The following is a 19996-nucleotide window of genomic DNA, read 5'->3' on the forward strand; positions in this document are numbered from 1 at the left end:
TTAACTTTCCGACACGATCGCCGGCACGGTAGCGCAGTGTAACGGAAAGCCGGGCGACTTGTCCGGTCCCCTGGCGCGCTTGCCCTCCCGTGTCGCAGCAAGAGCGAAATGATAGGCTGCGGGACGGCAGTCACCGCTTCGTTTGCGACAGGCGTTTGCCAAGCCCGCCAGAGACCGTGTACAAACGGAGCGGTCCTGAACGTCACGCGAGCCTCCGGCCGGAAACGCCTTGTGACAGCCTTGCGTCACACCCTCTTGGTTTCAGGCGACATTTAATTATAGTATTGCGCCCTTCCCATTCTCGTCGCTTGGTGCGGCATACGCCGCAGGTCACACCCGTTGTCGTTCGAAAACGCCGGAACTGGCCTGCATCCGTTGCAGATAAGGTAGTCACTCATGAACGCTAGGCACTTCCTCTCCCTGATGGATCTCACTGCTGACGAACTGCTCGGCGTGATTCGTCGCGGCATCGAGCTGAAGGCCCTGCGCCAGCGCGGCGTGGTGTTCGAACCGTTGAAGAACCGCGTCCTGGGCATGATTTTCGAAAAATCCTCCACGCGTACGCGGGTGTCGTTCGAAGCCGGCATGATCCAGCTCGGTGGCCAGGCCATCTTCCTCTCGCCTCGCGATACGCAACTGGGCCGTGGCGAGCCGATCGCCGACAGCGCCATCGTGATGTCGAGCATGCTCGATGCCGTGATGATCCGCACCTTCGCCCACGCCACGCTCACCGAATTCGCCGCCCACTCCCGGGTGCCGGTCATCAATGGGTTGTCCGACGACCTGCACCCCTGCCAGTTGCTGGCCGACATGCAGACGTTCCTCGAACATCGCGGCTCGATCCAGGGCAAGACCGTGGCCTGGATCGGCGATGGCAACAACATGTGCAACAGCTACGTGGAGGCGGCTCGCCAGTTCGACTTCCAGTTGCGCATCGCCTGCCCCGAAGGCTACGAGCCCGATCCACGCTTCCTGGCCGAGGCAGGCGATCGTGTGCAGGTCCTGCGCGACCCGCGTGAAGCCGTGCGCGATGCGCACCTGATCAGCACCGACGTCTGGACTTCCATGGGCCAGGAGGAGGAAACTGCACGGCGCCTGGCGCACTTCGCGCCTTACCAGGTCAACAAGGCACTGCTCGACCTGGCGGCACCCGATGCCCTGTTCATGCATTGCCTGCCCGCCCACCGTGGCGAGGAAATCAGCCTGGACCTGCTCGACGACCCACGTTCGGTCGCCTGGTCCCAGGCAGAAAACCGCTTGCATGCGCAGAAGGCGCTTCTCGAACTTCTGGTAGAACCGGCATACCACCACGCATGAGCCCTTCCCTACTGTTGTCGTTGCGCGATCTCGCCTGCGGCTATGGCGACCAGCGTGTCGTCCAGAACCTCAACCTGCACCTCAACGCGGGCGACATCGGTTGCCTGCTCGGGTCCTCAGGGTGCGGCAAGACCACGACCCTGCGCGCGATCGCGGGCTTCGAGCCGGTGCATGCCGGCGAGATCCGCCTGGCGGGCGAGGTCATCTCCCGGGCCGGCTTCACGCTGGCGCCCGAGAAACGCCGGATCGGCATGGTGTTCCAGGACTATGCGCTGTTTCCGCACCTGACCGTGGCGCAGAACATCGCCTTCGGCATCGCCAAGCACCCGCAACAACGCCGGGTGATCGAGGAGATGCTCGAACTGGTCAAGCTCGACGGCCTGGGCGGGCGGTATCCGCACGAGCTGTCGGGCGGGCAGCAGCAGCGTGTCGCCCTGGCACGGGCCCTGGCGCCGGAGCCGCAACTGCTCCTGCTGGACGAGCCTTTCTCCAACCTCGACGTCGAACTGCGCCGTCGCCTCAGCCATGAAGTGCGCGACATCCTGAAAAGCCGTGGCACCAGCGCCATCCTGGTGACCCACGATCAGGAGGAGGCCTTCGCGGTCAGCGATCACGTCGGCGTGTTCAAGGCCGGCTGCCTGGAGCAATGGGATACGCCCTACAACCTCTACCACGAGCCACAGACACCGTTCGTGGCCAGCTTCATCGGTCAGGGCTACTTCATCCGTGGCCAATTGACCAGCCACGAATCGGTCAGTACCGAGCTGGGCGAGCTGCGCGGCAACCGTGCCTACAGCATGGCGCCCGGCAGTGCCGTCGACGTGCTGTTGCGGCCCGACGACATCGTGCACGCGCCGAACAGCCCGTTGCGCCCGCGCATCGTCGGCAAGAGCTTCCTGGGCGCTTCGACCCTGTATCGCCTCCAGCTGGCGACCGGCAGCCAGCTCGAGGCGATCTTCCCCAGCCATGTCGATCACCAGGTCGGTGAAGACGTGGGCGTGGCCGTCGAGGCCGATCACCTGGTGGTGTTTCCGGCCCAAGGCAGTGTCGCTGCGCAGCTGCCAAATGCGCAGGCCAGCGTTCGACGCTACAGCACGTCGCACTGATCGCGACGCATGACGGCAGCGTCAGGGCTGCCGTCCCTCATCCTCGCCCGATATCGGCGAACGTGGCCTGGGTCAGCGCTGCCAGCGCGGCGGCGGTCAGCTCGACTTCCAGGCCGCGCCGCCCGGCGCTCACATGCAGGGTCGCCAGCCCCTGGGCAGACGTGTCGATGAACGTACGCAGGCGTTTCTTCTGGCCCAGCGGGCTGATCCCTCCGACCAGGTAACCCGTCGAGCGCTGGGCAGCCGTCGGGTCGGCCATCTCGCACTTCTTCACCTGCGCTGCCTGGGCCAGCCCCTTGAGGTCCAAGGTGCCCGTCACCGGCACCACGGCCACCAGCAGCTCGCCCTTCTCGGTGCAGGCCAGCAAGGTCTTGAACACCTGACGCGCCTCCAGACCGAGCTTTTCAGCCGCCTCCAGACCATAGGAAGCGGCTTTCGGATCATGTTCGTAGCTGTGTACGCGGTGGTCGACGCGGGCTTTCTTGAGCAGGGCCAGTGCGGGGGTCATGGGCAATTCCGACGAGGGACGGTCAGGGGCACTGTAGGCCAAAACCGTGGTGCGGACCAGATCAGGCACACGCCGTTCGCGCGTCCATGACGAGACGCCCTTCAAAAGACCGGTCACGAAATGGCTGACCGTTCGGTTTCGACCTTTGACATTAGTATTTCTTGTCTATATTTTTTCGTTTCTGAAGAAACCCTGCCTCATCAGGGTGCATCCCGATTCAAACGCCCAGCTTCAGTGCGGATCGAAGCGGGCCTTGCTGTCGAGCGCAGCCGCGCCTAACAACAACAAGAACGAGGTCATACATGACGAATACCGCTCCTACCCTACGGGCCCAGTGCCTGGCCGAGTTTCTCGGCACTGCCCTGCTCATCTTCTTCGGCACCGGCTGCGTGGCGGCCATGAAAGTCGCCGGCGCCGGCTTCGGACTCTGGGAAATCAGCATCGTCTGGGGCATCGGCGTGAGCATGGGCATCTACCTGACCGCGGGCATTTCCGGTGCTCACCTGAACCCGGCCGTCAGCATCGCGCTGTGGCTGTTCGCCGGCTTCGAGCGACGCAAGGTGCCTTTCTACATCCTGGCCCAGGTGCTGGGCGCCTTCTGCTCGGCGGCGCTGGTGTACACCTTGTACAGCAACCTGTTTTTCGATTTCGAACAAAGCCATGGCATGGTGCGGGGCAGCGTCGAGAGCCTCGAGCTGGCCTCGATCTTCTCCACCTATCCCAACGCCGCCCTGGGTGTCGGCCAGGCCTTCCTGGTCGAGGTGGTCATCACGGCCATCCTGATGGGGGTGATCATGGCCCTGACCGATGACAACAATGGGCTGCGCCGCGGTCCGATGGCCCCGCTGCTGATCGGCCTGCTGATCGCAGTGATCGGCAGTGCCATGGGCCCGCTGACCGGCTTTGCCATGAACCCGGCGCGGGACTTCGGCCCCAAGCTGATGACGTTCCTGGCCGGCTGGGGCGAGGTGAGCCTGACCGGCGGCCGCGACATTCCCTACTTCCTGATACCGATCGTCGCGCCGATCCTCGGTGCCTGCCTGGGGGCTGCGGCCTACCGTGGCATGATTGCGCGCCACTTGCCGAGCGTGGCCCTCGAGCCTGAGCAGGCCGATGCGGCCCGTGTGAATACCCCTGTTTCCTGAGCGACGGCTGCGAATCTTCCCCACGCCCAGCCGCCTCCCCTTTTTTGCAAGGTCACCGACATGACAGACAGCCTCGACAAACAGTACATCATCGCCCTGGACCAGGGCACGACCAGTTCGCGAGCCATCATTTTCGACCGTGACGCCAACGTGGTTTGCACTTCACAACGCGAATTCGCCCAGCACTACCCCCAGGCGGGCTGGGTCGAGCATGACCCGATGGAGATCTTCGCCACCCAGAGCGCCACCATGGTCGAAGCGCTGGCCCAGGCCAACATCAGCCATGCCCAGGTGGCGGCGCTGGGGATCACCAACCAGCGTGAAACCACCGTGGTCTGGGACCGGGAAACCGGTCGTCCGGTGTACAACGCCATCGTCTGGCAGTGCCGACGCAGCACCGGCATCTGCGAGCAGCTCAAGCTCGACGGGCACGAGGACTACATTCGCCAGACCACCGGGCTGGTCATCGACCCCTACTTCTCCGGCACCAAGCTCAAGTGGATCCTGGACAATGTCGAGGGTGTGCGCGAACGTGCCGAGCGCGGCGAGCTGATGTTCGGAACCGTCGATACCTGGCTGATCTGGAAGTTCTCCGGCGGCAAGATCCACGTCACCGACTACACCAATGCTTCGCGCACCTTGATGTTCAACATCCACACCCTGACCTGGGACGCGAAGATGCTGGACCTGCTCGGCATTCCGTCGAGTCTGCTGCCGGAAGTCCGCAGCTCCTCGGAAGTCTATGGCCATACCAAGAGCGGTATCGCCATCGCCGGTATCGCGGGTGACCAGCAGTCTGCGCTCTTCGGGCAGATGTGCGTGGAGCCTGGGCAGGCCAAGAACACCTACGGCACCGGCTGCTTCCTGTTGATGAACACCGGCAGCCAGCCGGTGAGTTCCTCCCATGGTTTGCTGACCACCATCGCCTGCGGTCCACGTGGCGAAGTGGCCTATGCACTGGAAGGCGCGGTGTTCAATGGCGGCTCGACCGTGCAGTGGCTGCGTGACGAACTGAAGATCGTCAACGACGCGCTCGACACCGAATACTTCGCCAGTAAGGTCAAGGACAGCAACGGCGTGTACCTGGTCCCGGCCTTCACCGGTCTGGGCGCGCCCTACTGGGACCCCTATGCACGTGGCGCGCTGTTCGGCCTGACCCGCGGCGTGAAGGTGGATCACATCATCCGCGCGGCCCTGGAGTCCATCGCCTACCAGACCCGTGACGTGCTCGATGCCATGCAGCAGGACTGCGGCCAGCGCCTCAGCGAGCTGCGCGTGGATGGCGGCGCGGTGGCCAACAACTTCCTCATGCAGTTCCAGGCCGACATCCTGGGCACCTGTGTCGAACGTCCGCAGATGCGCGAGACCACCGCCCTGGGCGCTGCCTACCTGGCAGGCCTGGCCTGCGGTTTCTGGAGCGGGCTGGACGAGCTGCGCGGCAAGGCCGTGATCGAACGCGAATTCACGCCACGCCTGGAAGAAGCCGAGAAAGAAAAGCTCTATGCCGGCTGGAAGAAGGCCATCGAGCGTACTCGCGACTGGGAGGCCTGATAGCGGCAAGCTGCGTTGGGTGAACCTTCTCCTTCAGGGTTCACCTGTTTCCGGGGTCGCCTCGCGGCCCCTGCCGATGCACCGGGCTGCCAACGCCCGGTGATGCGCCCCATCAGTCACGCCCTCCATCAGTCTTGCGCCACCGTCCAGCTTGCAGCCAGCGCCCCCTAGCTTGTACCGTCTGGGCTTTTGCTGGCCGCCTGAAGGAAGCCCATGAACCTGCCCCCCCGACAACAACAGATTCTCGAGCTGGTGCGCGAACGCGGCTACGTCAGCATCGAGGAAATGGCGCAGCTGTTCGTCATGACGCCGCAAACCATTCGACGCGACATCAACCAACTGGCCGAAGCCAACCTGCTGCGCCGCTACCATGGTGGCGCCGCCTACGACTCGAGCATCGAGAACACCGCCTACGCCATGCGCGCCGACCAGATGCGCGACGAGAAGCAACGGATCGCCGAAGCCGTGGCCCGACAGATTCCCGACCACGCGTCGCTGTTCATCAACATCGGCACCACCACGGAGTTCATCGCCCGTGCCCTGCTCAATCACGAACACCTGAAGGTCATCACCAACAACCTGCACGTGGCCTCGATCCTCAGCGCCAAGGACGATTTCGAGGTGCTGGTGGCAGGCGGCAAGGTACGTCGTGATGGCGGCGTGGTCGGCCAGGCAAGCGTCGACTTCATCGATCAGTTCAAGGTGGACGTCGCCGTGGTCGGGATCAGTGGCATCGACGAAGACGGCAGCCTGCTCGATTTCGACTACCAGGAAGTGCGTGTGTCGCAATCGATCATCACCAATGCCCGCCAGGTGATCCTGGCCGCCGACTCGAGCAAGTTCGGGCGCAACGCCATGGTCCGACTGGGCTCGATCAGCCTGGTGGACTGCCTGGTCACCGACCGCCCTCCGTCGCCTGCCTTGGCCGACCTGCTCAACCAGCACAAGGTCCGTCTCGAAGTGGTCTGAGCCCGGCCTGCCGTTTCGCACAGGATCTTTCGTGGGCCTGCGGGCCCATGAACACAAGCGATCATGGGTTGTCAGGCCACTGAAGGTCGATCAACAGGCCTTCCCATCGGCCGTGTGTCCGATCGTGTAAGCGCTTTGAAACCATGGCCCTCTATTCTCGGTAAGCACCACGCCTGCTCAGCCGACGCATGTTCGGAAATGTTCGAACCACCGGCCCCATCGATTTTTTCTATGGAAATCGCGCTGGTGAACCGGTCGCTATTGCGCTAGTATTTTCGCAAACGAACATTGATGTTCGCATTCGCTGCGATCCATCATCAGGAGGCTCCGCCGTGTCCCATTCCGCTTCTCCCCAGACAACGCCCGACGACTGCTACGATCTGGCCGTGATCGGCGGCGGGATCAACGGTGTAGGCATTGCCGCCGACGCCGCCGGCCGGGGCCTCAAGGTCTTCCTGTGCGAAAAGGACGATCTGGCCAGCCACACCTCGTCAGCCAGCAGCAAGCTGATCCACGGTGGCCTGCGCTACCTGGAGCACTACGAATTCCGCCTGGTCCGCGAAGCCCTGGCCGAGCGCGAAGTGCTGCTCGCCAAGGCGCCGCACATCGTCAAGCCCATGCGCTTCGTATTGCCTCACCGCCCTCACCTGCGTCCAGCCTGGATGATCCGTGCCGGTCTGTTCCTGTACGACCACCTCGGCAAGCGCAAGCGCCTGGGCGCCTCGCGCAGCCTGCGCTTCGGCGCCGACAGTGCGCTCAAGCCCAGCATCACCCGTGGTTTCGAATACGCCGACTGCTGGGTGGACGATGCCCGCCTGGTCGCCCTCAACGCCATGAGCGCACGTGAACACGGTGCCGACATCCGCACCCGTACACGCTGCCTGGGTGCCAAACGTGTAGGCAACCTGTGGCACGTCGAGATCCAGAACGCCGACGGTACCTCGCAGACCCTGCACGCACGGGCGCTGGTCAACGCCGGAGGCCCCTGGGTCTCGAGCTTCATCAAGGACGATCTGCAGCTCGATGCCCCCTATGGCATCCGCCTGATCCAGGGCAGCCACCTGATCGTGCCACGCCTGTACGACGGCGAGCATGCGCACATCCTGCAGAACGAAGACCAGCGCATCGTTTTCGCCATCCCGTACCTGGATCGCTTCACCCTGATCGGCACCACCGACCGTGAATACACCGGCGACCCGGCCAAGGTACGCATCACCGACGAAGAAACCGACTACATCCTCAAGGTGGTCAACGCCCACTTCAACCGCCAGGTCAGCCGCGACGACATTCTGCACACCTACTCCGGCGTACGTCCGCTGTGCAACGACGAGTCGGACAACCCTTCGGCGGTGACGCGCGACTACACCCTGGCGCTGTCCACCTCGGCCGGCCAGGCGCCGTTGCTGTCGGTCTTCGGCGGCAAGCTCACCACCTACCGCAAGCTGGCCGAGTCGGCGATGGCCGAACTCAAGCCGTTCTTCGCCCACATGGGCGCCAGCTGGACGGCCGATGCACCGCTGCCAGGGGGCGAACGCATGAGCGATGTGCAAAGCCTGACGGACGAGCTGCTGCGTCGCCATGGCTGGATGCCGGCCGCACTCGCCCGGCGCTGGGCGGCCACGTATGGCAGCCGTGTGTGGAACCTGCTGGAGGGCGTCACGGGCCTCGACGGGCTCGGCCAGCCGATCAGTGCCGACCTGTACACCCGGGAAGTCGATTACCTGTGCGACCACGAGTGGGCGCGGGAGGCGGACGACATCCTGTGGCGCCGCACCAAGCTCGGCCTGTCGACCACCCCCGACGAACAACAGGCCCTGCGCGCCTACCTGGCCCAGCGCAACGCAATCCCCTACGCGGCCACGCTCCACTCCCTGCCCGCCTGACAGGCGTCAGCGCTGCCCGGCTAGCGCTGGGCGGCGCGTGCATAGGCCTCATCGGCCAACGTACGCATCAGCGCACGCTCTGCACCCTCTAGTTCCTCCTTCAGGCGGTTGCTCGCCTCCAGCCACTGACCGGAGTCGGGCGTACCCGATTCGAGGGCTTCCAGACGCTCGTAGAACGGCGCGCTCAGCGCCTCGAAACGTTGCGCGTACCGCTCACGCACGAAATGCTGCCAGAACGGACGCTCGGCCAACGAAGCGGCAAGGGCCTCGGGATTTTCCGCAGCAAGCACCTCATCGGCAGCGCGCCGCAAATCACGGCTGGTGACTTGGGCGAAGTGCTCGTAGTGCATGGCATTCGGTGTCGCGGGCAGCCCTAGCACATTGCGCAGCTTGACCCGGTAATACAGCCGCACCTCGATCTCGTCGACCAGGGGCACGTGAGCGTTGTACAGGCGCTCGATGTGTCGTGTCGCGATGCCATCCAACACGTCCATCCTGAACAATGATCGCTCAAGCCCCAGCAGACGCGCTTCCACGAACTCGGCCGGACCATCGATCACCGCACGCTCCACCAGCACACTCAATTCCAGCTGCGCCATGATCAGCAGCAGACGGTCTTCGCAGGTCCGGTCGCCAGCGGCGGTTTCGAACAGGCGGGTGCGCAACGCCTGGTGTGCATGGGCGGACTCGAGCATGTGCCAGACACGGTCGCGGTAATGGTCCGGCTGCTGTTCGAAATCCTCGGTATCGGCGAAGTCCGCCAGGAAACGGAACAGATCGCCAGCGTTCTCCTGCTCGTGCAACTCCCGCCAGACCTGGACACGCCGCCCATGCTCGGCAGCTGACGGCAGCCCGATCCAGCGCTCGAGCAGGGCATCGTCGATGGCGCTGTGTCGATAGGAGGCGCTTGCTCGGGTACGCGGGGCGTCAGTGTCATGAAGCGCGTCGAGCAGTTGAACGCTCGCTGGATCCAGCGGGTTGTCATGCAGGCTCACCCGTTGCCACAGGCCGTGAAGCTCCTGGCGCAGTTGCTGGATGCGGTTTTCCCGCATGTCGACATGGGCGCGCCACGGCAAGGCCTGGACCGGAGGCAGGTGCTCCAGCCCTGTGTTGCGCAAGCGCAGATGCGTCAGGCGGCTCAGTTCGGTGAGTGTCGGCGCCTGCCCCAGCGGGTTACGGCTGAGGTCGAGCCATTGCAGGTGTTGCAGTGCCGACAACCGTCGATTGCCCTCGGGCGTCATGACGATCTCATTGTGCTGCAGGTGAAGTCGACGCAGCCGGCCAAGGTGTTCGATGCCGGCAGGGACTTGCGTCAGTCGGTTGCCCTGCAGGTCCAACTCGGTCACCTGACTGAAGCGCCGCAGAAAATCTTCGTCGATCTCGTTCAACTTCATGTTGCGCAGGGCCAGCCGCCTGACGTGCGAAAAGTCCACGGAGGTCGGCAACTGCGGCAGGTTGCCCACCCGTTCACCGTCGATCTCCAGCACATAGTCGCCGGCATAGTCGACCAGCTTGCGGCGCCAGCAACGGCGCAGTTGTGTCGCGACCCGTCTACGCCGCAGAGACACGATCAACCCGGCCTCGCTTCGCCACAAGGTCAGGGCGTGCCTCAGGCGTGCCAGGGTTTCCCTCAAATCGCCATAGTGCTGCCACAGGTCCACGTTGCGATCGAGCAGGTCGGCGATGTAGGTCTCCAGCTGAGCGTCGTCGAGCAGCGGAAAGAGCTGATGGATGCCACTGCGGATGGCTTGGCGGCTGCCGGGCAGGCGGCCGCTGAGCGGGTAGCCCAGGCGACCATCGGCCAGCCGCCTGGGCGGGCGCAGACCTGTGCCGACAGGCGCCATGCCCAGCAGGTCGGCGCAGCGCTGGCGGTCCTGCCCGGCCTGATCGGCCAGCCACTGGCGCAGCCCCGCCTCGTCGAGATCGGCCTGCGCGTCTTCGCCGGGTTCGGCCCCGCTCAGCAGACGCTTCTGAGTGGGGTCGAGGCTCAACAGCAGCGCCTGCCACAGGCTGTTCCCCGCTGCCCCCTGCCGTATGGGGTGTGCAGGCAAGGCAACGTAGCCCTCGTTGCGCCGCACGATCACCCGGACCTCGGGCGCCAGCGTGTTGCCCGTGGCCACGACCACGGGACCGTCGTAGTCGTGCTCGCGCAGTTCCACGCGAACACCGCTCGGCCAGGGCGCCGACTGCTCGAGCAACCCCAGCGCCAGGCGCTCGGTATCGGCGTTGACGGCTTGTGCGAGCTGCAGGCCGAGACAGGCACGGTCCAGGCGTGCGTCACGTGCCGCCCAGCGCGCCCGCTCGGCCAGGGACAATGGAATGCGCCCGGTGGCTTGCAGGGCCTCGACCTCGGCACTGCTCGCGTGATCGAGCAGCTCCTGCGTCTGGCGCCTGGACAGGCTTGGGAAGGCGCGTATCAAGGGGGCCTGCAAGGCCGTTGCCGGGGCCTGACGACTCATCAGCTCAGTGTCGAACGAGGCGCCTCGCAAGCTCGGCAACCGCGTGTGCAATGCCATGCGCTCATGCATGTCGTGCACCCTGGCCAGGGGGCCGGCATGCTCGACATGCAGTCGGCGCAGTTGCGCAGGGGTCAGGTCGGTCACCTGCAACAGCGCTTCGGCCTGCCAGTCGGGTGTGTCGGCGAACGGTCCGCCCAGGCGCCTGACCAGCTCGCCCGTATCGGCTACCGTCTGGATCGGTGGTTTACCATGGGTCAGGCGTACCTGGCCTTCAGCGTCGAGCACCGGGGTCAGCGCATCGACGAACGCAAACCGCGGCAGCCCATGCAAGGCCGCCCAGCCGAGGGCACTGGTGGCCGTTCCCAAGGCCAGGCACTCGGCAACCCCGAACAGATGCTCCAAGGCCCCTTGCCGGTCCCCCAGGCGCCAGTCCTGATAGCCTTCGTAGACCTGGGCAGCGATCTGTACCGCCGATACCGCGAACATGACTTCACCCAGGCCTGGTACGAACAGCGCGGCAAGGTTCAACAGATTGAGCCCGGCGTTGATCGATGCCTGCAGGCGCGCATGGCGGCTGGCCAGGTCTTCGTCGCCGGTCGGCACGGCCAGTACCCGGGCATCGTCGAGCATCTTGCGGGTGTGCAGCGTGCACAGGTAGCCGAACAGCGGTCCGTCGATGGCGAAGTGGCGCCCGTCGAGCTGCAACGGCGTGCCACGCTCGGTGGCTTCGTGCAAGCGCAACAACGTCTCGGTGAACGCCGGGCGGTCCCGCTCGCTGATGAAGCGTGCGAAGAACGTTCGGTAACGCTCGCTGCGCAGGCGCTTGCCCAGCCATTGGTAGAGCGCTTCCCAGGAGGCATGCTGGCTGACCGATGACGAAGGATCCTGGGGAATCCAGGCTGTGATCGACTGTATCGCCCCGTCCGGCACGTCGCGCTGTTCGAACGTGACCACGCCGCGGATGCACTTGCCCAACAGATACAGTTGCCGTGGCGTGGCACTGCCCGGTACCGGCGGGACGACCGGCGCCTCGGTCCAGAGCGGCAACAGCCGGTAGAAGGCATACGCCGCCAGTTTGCCTCGGAGCCTGGCCTGGCGCACGGCAACCTCCAACTGCGCCCGCATGTTGTCCTCCAGCATCCGCTCCACGGCCTTGACTGCCGCGTCGGCCGGCGCCGGGGGCCGTGCCTTGGGCGACAGCAGGCTGGTCAGCAACCGTTGGTATTGCCCGCCCAGGTCCAGTGTCCGGCAACAATGGGCGAACTCCTCGAAACCCAGCGCGAGGCGCTGGCCATCGGCATCGGCCAACCAGGCCCGGCGTTGCAGACCAGGCCTGAGTTCTTCTTCGTGGAAGTTGTGCAGCGCCGACGCCAGCAGGCTCCGTTGAGAGCGGTAGGTCTGACGGTTGACCAGCAGCTTGGGCGCTGCGCTGGGCAGCTCGATCACCTGCTCGATGTGCACCGTCATGCGGCGCACATCCGGTTCAGCGACGCCAATGGTGCGCAACGCCTGCGTCAGCAAGGGTTCGGCGAAGGCATCGATGGACGGAAGCGGCCTGAAATGGTTGCCGACCTGCACGGCCATCGCCTGCTCGCGGCGCAAGGCCCGGTGCAGGGCTCTGATCTGATCGACATCCGCGGTGGTCAGCCAGACGGGCAGGCGGTCGGCGATCAGGCGATCGATCGAGTCACGGGGTATGAAGTCATGGGGCATGGGGGTGGTCCTGTGGAGCAAAACCACAGCAAACCCGGTTGCGCGAAGCCAGGAGCCGTACCCGGCTAACACCCTGGGCCTGGACCTTGCGGGAGCACCGCGATCATCGTTCGGAATTCCGAATAGCCATTTCCGGGGAATTCGGAATGCCGTACGCTGCGCCTACACGAACTGTGTGATCACTGAACGCAACGACGCGATCTTCAACGGTTTCTGCCTCCACCTCCCCGTTGGCACGACTCATGCTCTACACTTGGCAATCGAATACAGTCGGGTCTCGTATTCGTTGAACGAAGAGTCCGCCAACGGCTCCATAAAAAAAACAACGTCGAGGAATTACTGATGCGCATCGTTCGTCATTTGCTGGGTGCCGCCATCGCCGCCACCCTGATCGCGTCCCCGGTCATGGCCGAAGAGCTCACCGGCACCCTGAAGAAGATCAAGGATTCGGGCACCATTACCCTGGGGCACCGCGACTCCTCCATTCCGTTCTCTTACCTGGCCGGCAAGCCAGAACCCGTCGGCTACTCCCACGACATCCAACTGGCCGTGGTCGAATCGCTGAAGAAGCAGCTCGATGCACCTGACCTGAAGGTGCGCTACAACCTGGTCACCTCGCAGACACGCATTCCGCTGGTACAGAACGGCACCGTCGATCTGGAATGCGGCTCCACCACCAATAACGTCGAGCGCCAACAGCAGGTCGGCTTCTCGGTCGGCATCTTCGAAGTCGGTACCCGCCTGCTGGTCAAGGTCAAGGATGGGCAGCCTTCCTACAAGGACTTCGAGGACCTGAAGGGCAAGAACGTGGTGACCACCGCCGGCACCACCTCCGAGCGTCTGCTCAAGGCCATGAATGCCGACAAGCAGATGGGCATGAACGTGATCTCCGCCAAGGACCATGGCGAGTCGTTCAACATGCTCGAAAGCGGTCGTGCGGTCGCCTTCATGATGGACGATGCCCTGCTGGCCGGCGAAATGGCCAAGGCCCGCAAGCCGTCGGACTGGGTCATCACCGGTACGCCACAGTCCTATGAAATCTATGGCTGCATGGTGCGCAAGGGTGACGATGCCTTCAAGAAGGCAGTCGACGACGCCATCGTCGGTTACTTCAAGTCGGGTGACGTCAACAAGAGCTACGAGAAGTGGTTCCAGCAGCCGATCCCGCCGAAGGGCCTGAACCTCAACTTCCCGATGAGCGAAGAGCTGAAGAAACTGATCGCCGAGCCGACCGACAAGGCTGCGGACGAGAAACAGTCCTGATCTGACCTGCGGCCTGTCGCCCCTCCCGGGCGACACGTCATCCGACAGGCCGCCCAATAAGTGTCTAACCTTTCATCCAGAGGCGCCTGCGCCTCTGGATGCTGGAAGTTGTCCGTGAAACGACCGTTCGAGGGGAAATCCCGATGAATTACAACTGGGACTGGGGCGTGTTCTTCAAGTCCACCGGCGTGGGCAGCGAGATCTATCTGGACTGGTACGTCACCGGTCTGGGCTGGACCATCGCCATCGCCATCTGTGCATGGGTCATCGCCTTGCTGCTCGGCTCGATCCTGGGCGTCATGCGCACCGTGCAAAACCGGCTGGTATCGGGAATCGCCACCGTCTACGTGGAGCTGTTCCGCAACGTGCCGCTGCTGGTGCAGCTGTTCCTCTGGTACTTCCTGGTACCGGACCTGCTGCCCGAAGGCCTGCAGGAATGGTTCAAGCAGGACCTGAATCCGACCACCTCGGCCTTGATCAGCGTGATCATCTGCCTGGGCCTGTTCACCGCCGCGCGGGTCTGCGAGCAGGTCCGTACCGGCATCCAGGCGCTGCCACGCGGCCAGGAAGCTGCTGCGCGGGCCATGGGCTTCCGGACCTCGCAGATCTACACCACCGTCCTGCTGCCCCAGGCCTACCGGATCATCATTCCGCCCCTCACCTCGGAATTTTTGAACGTGTTCAAGAACTCGTCGGTGGCCTCGCTGATCGGCCTGATGGAGCTGCTGGCGCAGACCAAGCAGACCGCCGAGTTCTCCGCCAACCTGTTCGAGGCATTCACCCTGGCCACCCTGATCTACTTCACCTTGAACATGGGCCTGATGCTGCTCATGCGCCTGATCGAGAAGAAGGTTGCGGTGCCTGGCCTGATCTCCGTGGGGGGCAAGTAAATGGAACTGGATTTCAGTGAAATCATTCCGGCCTTGCCGGCCCTGTGGGACGGCATGCTGCTGACCCTCGAGCTGATGGTCATGGGCGTGATCGGCGGTATCGTGCTGGGTACCGTGCTGGCCTTGATGCGGCTGTCCTCCAACAAGCTGATGTCGAGGGTCGCTGGCGCCTACGTCAACTACTTCCGTTCGATCCCGCTGCTGCTGGTGATCACCTGGTTCTACCTGGCGGTGCCGTTCGTGCTGCGCTGGATCACCGGCGAGGACACCCCGATCGGTGCCTTCACCTCGTGCGTGGTGGCCTTCATGATGTTCGAAGCGGCCTACTTCTGCGAGATCGTCCGGGCCGGCGTGCAGTCCATTGCCAAGGGCCAGATGGGCGCTGCCCAGGCCCTGGGCATGACCTATGGCCAGACCATGCGCCTGATCATCCTGCCCCAGGCCTTTCGCAAGATGACCCCGCTGCTGCTGCAGCAGAGCATCATCCTGTTCCAGGACACCTCGCTGGTCTACACCGTGGGCCTGGTGGACTTCCTCAACTCGGCACGCGCCAACGGCGACATCATCGGACGCTCCCACGAGTTCCTGATCTTCGCGGGTGTCGTGTACTTCATCATCAGTTTCTCCGCTTCCTGGCTGGTCAAGCGCCTGCAAAAAAGGATCACCGTATGATTTCCATCAAGAACGTCAACAAGTGGTACGGCGACTTCCAGGTGCTGACCGATTGCAGCACCGAGGTGAAGAAGGGCGAGGTCGTGGTGGTCTGCGGCCCGTCCGGTTCGGGCAAGTCCACCCTGATCAAGTGCGTCAACGCGCTGGAGCCGTTCCAGAAGGGTGACATCGTCGTCGACGGCACCTCCATCGCCGACCCGAAGACCAACCTGCCCAAGCTGCGCTCGCGGGTCGGCATGGTGTTCCAGCATTTCGAACTGTTCCCGCACCTGTCGATCACCGAGAACCTCACCATTGCCCAGCGCAAGGTGCTCGGCCGCAGCGAGGCGGAAGCCAACAAGAAAGGCCTGGCACTGCTCGATCGTGTCGGCCTGAGCGCACATGCCAAGAAGCATCCGGGGCAACTGTCCGGTGGTCAGCAGCAGCGCGTGGCGATTGCCCGCGCGCTGTCCATGGACCCGATCGTGATGCTGTTCGACGAACCCACCTCGGCCCTCGACCCGGAAATGGTCAACGAGGTGCTCGATGTGATGGTCGAACTGGCCCACGAAGGCATGACCATGATGTGCGTGACCCACGAAACGGGCTTCGCGCGCAAGGTCGCCAACCGAGTGATCTTCATGGACAAGGGCAGCATCATCGAGGACTGCCAGAAGGAAGACTTCTTCGGCAACCCAGGCGCGCGCCACGAGCGCACCCAACAATTCCTCAGCAAGATCCTGCAACACTGAGGCTGAAGGCGCCCATCGTCCGCCAGGTCGGACAATGGGCGCTGGTGACGGCGAGAGCACTGTGATGAAATGCGACCCCGCCCTGTCCTTGCCTGACCCGCCTGCCTTCGCCGTGAAATCTCGTCTGATCCGCCAACTGCTGCTGCCGCCCCTGATCGTTTTGCTGATGGTCGGCCTGGGCTGCGTGGCGTTCATGCTGAGCGAGCGCAGTGGCATCCGCAGCCTGAGCGAAAACGGCGAGCGCCAGCTCGAACTGCATGCGCGGACCGTCGAGAGCGAGATCAGCAAATACACCTACCTGCCCAGCCTGCTGGAGCTCGAAGGCAGTGTATCGACCCTGCTCGAAAGCCCGGAGGGCGAAGGCCGCCAAGCCGTCAACGAATACCTCGAAGGCCTGAACCGGCGCAGCCGCAGCAAGGCCATCTTCATCCTCGACACCAGCGGCCGCGTCCAGGCCACCAGCAACTGGCGCGACGCCGGCTCGTTCCTGGGCGAGGACCTGTCGTTTCGCGCCTACTTCCAGGACGCGATACGCGGTCGGCCGGGACGCTTCTACGGCATCGGCAGTACCACGGGCGACCCCGGCTACTACCTGGCCCATGGCCTGGAAGAGCATGGCCGGATCAAGGGCGTGGCGGTGATCAAGGTTGGCCTCGACACGCTGGAGGAGCGCTGGCAGCGGGCACGCCTGGAGGCGTTCGTCAGCGACGAGAATGGCGTGATCATCCTGTCCAGCGACCCGGCCCGTCGCCTCAAGTCGGTCTGGCCGCTGACGCCGGAGGTCAAGGAACGCCTGGCCCGCAGCCTGCAATACTACTGGTGGCCGATCAACGAACTGCAGCCCCTGGATCGCGAGGTGCTGGGCGATGGGACCGAGCTGCTGACCTTCCCGGCCCTTGATCAGACCGAAGGCGAGCACACGGAACGACGAGCCGTGACCTACCTGGCCCAGACACGGCGCCTGGCCGATACCCCCTGGCGCCTGACCCTGCTCACGCCGCTGCACGAACTCAAGCGTGAAGCGATGATCCAGGGCGTGCTGGCCGGGTTCTTCTTCGCCCTGCTGACCATCGTGCTGATCGCCTGGAACGAGCGGCGCAAGGTGCTGGCGACGCGCCTGGCGGCCCGTGAGGCGCTGGAGCAGGCCAACAGCCACCTGGAGCGACGCATCGCCGAACGCACGGCCGACCTGCGAGCCAGCAACGAGCGGCTCAAGGGGCAGATCCGCGAACGTCGCCAGGCGGAACAGACGCTGCGTCAGGCCCAGGACGAGCTGGTCCAGGCGGGCAAGCTGGCCGCCATCGGGCAGATGTCCACCAGCATCGCCCATGAGCTGAACCAGCCGCTGGCCGCCCTGCGCACCCTGTCGGGCAATACCGTGCGTTTCCTGGAGCGCGGCGCCATGGACACGGCCAGCGCCAACCTGCTGACCATGAACGACCTGATCGACCGCATGGGGCGCATCACCGCCAGCCTGCGCTCGTTCGCCCGGCGCAGCGACGACAGCGGCCAGGCCGCGCTGAACAAGGCGGTCGAGGCCGTGCTGCAGGTGCTGGCGCCCCGCATCACGGCCTGCGGGCTGCGCGTGCACCAGGCCCTCGACGATCCGCGCCTGGCCATCGACCAGACGCGGCTCGAGCAGATCCTGACCAACCTCATCGGCAACGCACTGGACGCCATGGCCCACCAGCCCGCCCCCGAGCTGTGGCTGGAAGGCTCGCTCGACGAGGGCCGTTACCGGCTTCACGTGCGCGACAACGGCCACGGGATCGATGACGAGACCCGCAAGCATTTGTTCGAACCTTTCTTCACCACCAAGCCGGGCGATCACGGCCTGGGCTTGGGCCTGACGCTGTCGGCCAGCCTGGCCGCAGCCGCCAAGGGCACGCTCAGTGTCGAGCACCCCTCCCCTGGCGGCACGGCCTTCGTGCTCGTGCTGCCCTTGGCCACCCCTCAAGGAACCGGTAGCGCACCATGACCCCCGAGCCTCTTACCGTCCTGATCGTCGAGGACGATCCCCATGTATTGCTGGGCTGCCAGCAGGCCCTGGCCCTGGAGGACATCGTCAGCGAAGGCGTCGGCAGTGCCGAGCAGGCGCTCGAACGCATCGACGATAACTTCGCCGGCATCGTCGTCAGCGACATCCGCCTGCCCGGCATCGATGGCCTCGAATTGCTCAAGCAGCTCAAGGCCCGCGATCGCAGCCTGCCGGTGGTGCTGATCACCGGCCATGGCGACATCAGCATGGCGGTCGGGGCGATGCGCAGCGGTGCCTACGATTTCATGGAAAAGCCCTTTTCGCCCGAACGCCTTGTCGATGTGGTGCGGCGCGCGCTCGAACAGCGGGGCCTGTCCCGTGAGGTGAACACCCTCCGGCGCCAGTTGGCCAGCCAGGGCTCGCTGGAGGCGCGCATCATCGGCCGCTCGCCGGCCATGCAGCACTTGCGCGAGCTGATCGCCAACGTCGGCGATACGTCGGCCAACGTGCTCATCGAGGGCGAAACCGGCACCGGCAAGGAGTTGGTCGCCCGCTGTTTGCATGACTTCAGCCGCCGTCATGATCGCCCGTTCGTGGCGCTCAACTGCGGCGGGCTGCCAGAAAACCTGTTCGAAAGCGAAATCTTCGGCCACGAAGCCAACGCCTTCACCGGTGCCGGCAAGCGGCGTATCGGCAAGATCGAGCACGCCAATGGCGGCACGCTGTTTCTCGACGAAGTGGAAAGCATGCCGATCAACCTGCAGATCAAACTGCTGCGCGTGTTGCAGGAGCGGACCCTGGAGCGGCTCGGCTCGAACCAGAGCATCGCCGTGGACTGCCGGGTGATCGCGGCGACCAAGGCCGACCTGGCAGAGCTTGGCCAGCGCGGTGAGTTCCGCAGCGACCTGTACTACCGCTTGAACGTGGTGTCGCTGGAGCTGCCAGCGCTGCGCGAACGACGCGAAGACATCCTGCAGCTGTTCGAGCACTTTCTCGAGCAGGCCGCCCTGCGTTTCGATCGCCCGGTGCCGGAGATCGACGCCCAGACCCTGTCGCGGCTCATGGCGCATGACTGGCCGGGCAACGTGCGTGAACTGCGCAACGTCGCCGAACGTCATGCGCTGGGGTTACCGGCCTTCAAGAAGCCTGACGCCGGTACCGGCCAGGCCCTGGGTTTCGCCGAGGCGGTCGAGGCCTTCGAACGTCACTTGCTCAGCGATGCCCTGCAGCGCAGCGGCGGCAATCTGAGCCAGGCCAGCCAGGAGCTGGGCATGGCCAAGACCACCTTGTTCGACAAGGTCAAGAAATACGGCCTCGGCTGACCGATCACCCACGGGAACTTCCTGTCATGGACCTGTTCATCAAAGCCGCCATCGGCGCGGGCGTGGTGCTGCTGCTCGCCCTGCTGTCGAAGACGCGCAACTACTACCTCGCCGGGCTGGTGCCGCTGTTTCCCACCTTCGCCCTGATCGCCCACTACATCGTCGGCAAGGGGCGCTCGGTGGCCGACCTGAAGACCACCATCGTGTTCGGCATGTGGTCGATCCTGCCCTATTTCGTGTACCTGGCGGCGCTCTATGTGGCGATCGACCGCCTACGCCTGGAGGCGGCACTGGCCACGGCAGCGTGCGCCTGGCTGATCGCGGCCATGGTGCTGGTGGCGATCTGGGTCCGCCTGCACTGATGTCCATGGGCGGCTGAACCTGGTCGATCTGCGCCGTCCAGACCTGAGGCGCTCAGATCTATCTACCACGTTCGTCGCGTCGCGCTTCGTTTCAATCCTCGGGCCACCTTCGGCCAACCGATCGGAT

The 19996-nt window shown here is 64.5% G+C and carries 15 protein-coding genes; 13 read left to right on the top strand and 2 right to left on the bottom strand.

Going from position 1 to position 19996, the window contains the following annotated elements; all coding sequences use genetic code 11:
• Positions 1–396: 396 nt before the first annotated feature.
• On the top strand, positions 397–1317 hold the full coding sequence (locus APT63_15785; GenBank protein AMA46957.1) for an ornithine carbamoyltransferase: 921 nt from the start codon (positions 397–399) through the stop codon (positions 1315–1317).
• Entirely contained in the window at positions 1314–2423 is a 1110-nt protein-coding gene (locus APT63_15790; GenBank protein AMA46958.1) for an iron ABC transporter ATP-binding protein, read from the top strand. The genes APT63_15785 and APT63_15790 overlap by 4 nt, the downstream gene beginning before the upstream one ends.
• A 37-nt stretch (positions 2424–2460) precedes the next feature.
• Here the strand turns inward: APT63_15790 and APT63_15795 are convergent, their stop codons facing one another.
• On the bottom strand, positions 2461–2931 hold the full coding sequence (locus tag APT63_15795) for an aminoacyl-tRNA deacylase (GenBank protein AMA46959.1): 471 nt from the start codon (positions 2929–2931) through the stop codon (positions 2461–2463).
• A gap of 302 nt (positions 2932–3233) precedes the next feature.
• On the opposite strand from APT63_15795, the gene APT63_15800 reads away from it, so the two are divergent.
• From APT63_15800 to glpD, 4 genes are all read left to right on the top strand, one after another.
• Entirely contained in the window at positions 3234–4076 is an 843-nt protein-coding gene (locus APT63_15800) for an aquaporin (GenBank protein AMA46960.1), read from the top strand.
• A gap of 60 nt (positions 4077–4136) precedes the next feature.
• A complete protein-coding gene (gene glpK / locus APT63_15805; protein ID AMA46961.1) occupies positions 4137–5627 on the top strand; it encodes a glycerol kinase in 1491 nt (496 codons plus the stop codon).
• 213 nt (positions 5628–5840) lie between these two features.
• Positions 5841–6596, top strand: coding sequence for a DeoR family transcriptional regulator (locus tag APT63_15810; GenBank protein ID AMA46962.1), 756 nt, complete (start codon positions 5841–5843; stop codon positions 6594–6596).
• Between the two features lie 332 nt (positions 6597–6928).
• Complete coding sequence (glpD, locus tag APT63_15815) at positions 6929–8479, top strand: glycerol-3-phosphate dehydrogenase (protein AMA46963.1); 1551 nt, start codon at positions 6929–6931, stop codon at positions 8477–8479.
• Between the two features lie 20 nt (positions 8480–8499).
• On the opposite strand, the gene APT63_15820 is transcribed toward glpD, so the two are convergent.
• A complete protein-coding gene (locus APT63_15820) occupies positions 8500–12651 on the bottom strand; it encodes a hypothetical protein (GenBank protein AMA46964.1) in 4152 nt (1383 codons plus the stop codon).
• Positions 12652–12993: 342 nt separating this feature from the next.
• On the opposite strand from APT63_15820, the gene APT63_15825 reads away from it, so the two are divergent.
• The 7 genes from APT63_15825 (at position 12994) to APT63_15855 (ending at position 19869) form a co-directional block, all read left to right on the top strand.
• Positions 12994–13914 (top strand): ABC transporter, encoded by a 921-nt coding sequence (locus tag APT63_15825; GenBank protein ID AMA46965.1) that lies wholly within the window; start codon positions 12994–12996, stop codon positions 13912–13914.
• A gap of 143 nt (positions 13915–14057) precedes the next feature.
• Entirely contained in the window at positions 14058–14804 is a 747-nt protein-coding gene (locus tag APT63_15830) for an amino acid ABC transporter permease (protein ID AMA46966.1), read from the top strand.
• Positions 14805–15476 (top strand): amino acid ABC transporter permease, encoded by a 672-nt coding sequence (locus tag APT63_15835; GenBank protein AMA46967.1) that lies wholly within the window; start codon positions 14805–14807, stop codon positions 15474–15476.
• A complete protein-coding gene (locus APT63_15840) occupies positions 15473–16207 on the top strand; it encodes an amino acid ABC transporter ATP-binding protein (protein ID AMA46968.1) in 735 nt (244 codons plus the stop codon). Before APT63_15835 ends, APT63_15840 begins: the two co-directional genes overlap by 4 nt.
• Positions 16208–16271: 64 nt before the next feature.
• On the top strand, positions 16272–18185 hold the full coding sequence (locus APT63_15845; GenBank protein AMA46969.1) for a histidine kinase: 1914 nt from the start codon (positions 16272–16274) through the stop codon (positions 18183–18185).
• Complete coding sequence (locus APT63_15850) at positions 18182–19507, top strand: Fis family transcriptional regulator (GenBank protein ID AMA46970.1); 1326 nt, start codon at positions 18182–18184, stop codon at positions 19505–19507. The genes APT63_15845 and APT63_15850 overlap by 4 nt, the downstream gene beginning before the upstream one ends.
• A 26-nt stretch (positions 19508–19533) precedes the next feature.
• A complete protein-coding gene (locus APT63_15855) occupies positions 19534–19869 on the top strand; it encodes a hypothetical protein (protein ID AMA46971.1) in 336 nt (111 codons plus the stop codon).
• Positions 19870–19996 lie beyond the last annotated feature (127 nt).

It is taken from the genome of Pseudomonas monteilii (genome assembly GCA_001534745.1).
In the GTDB taxonomy this organism is placed as follows: Bacteria; Pseudomonadota; Gammaproteobacteria; order Pseudomonadales; family Pseudomonadaceae; genus Aquipseudomonas; species Aquipseudomonas alabamensis.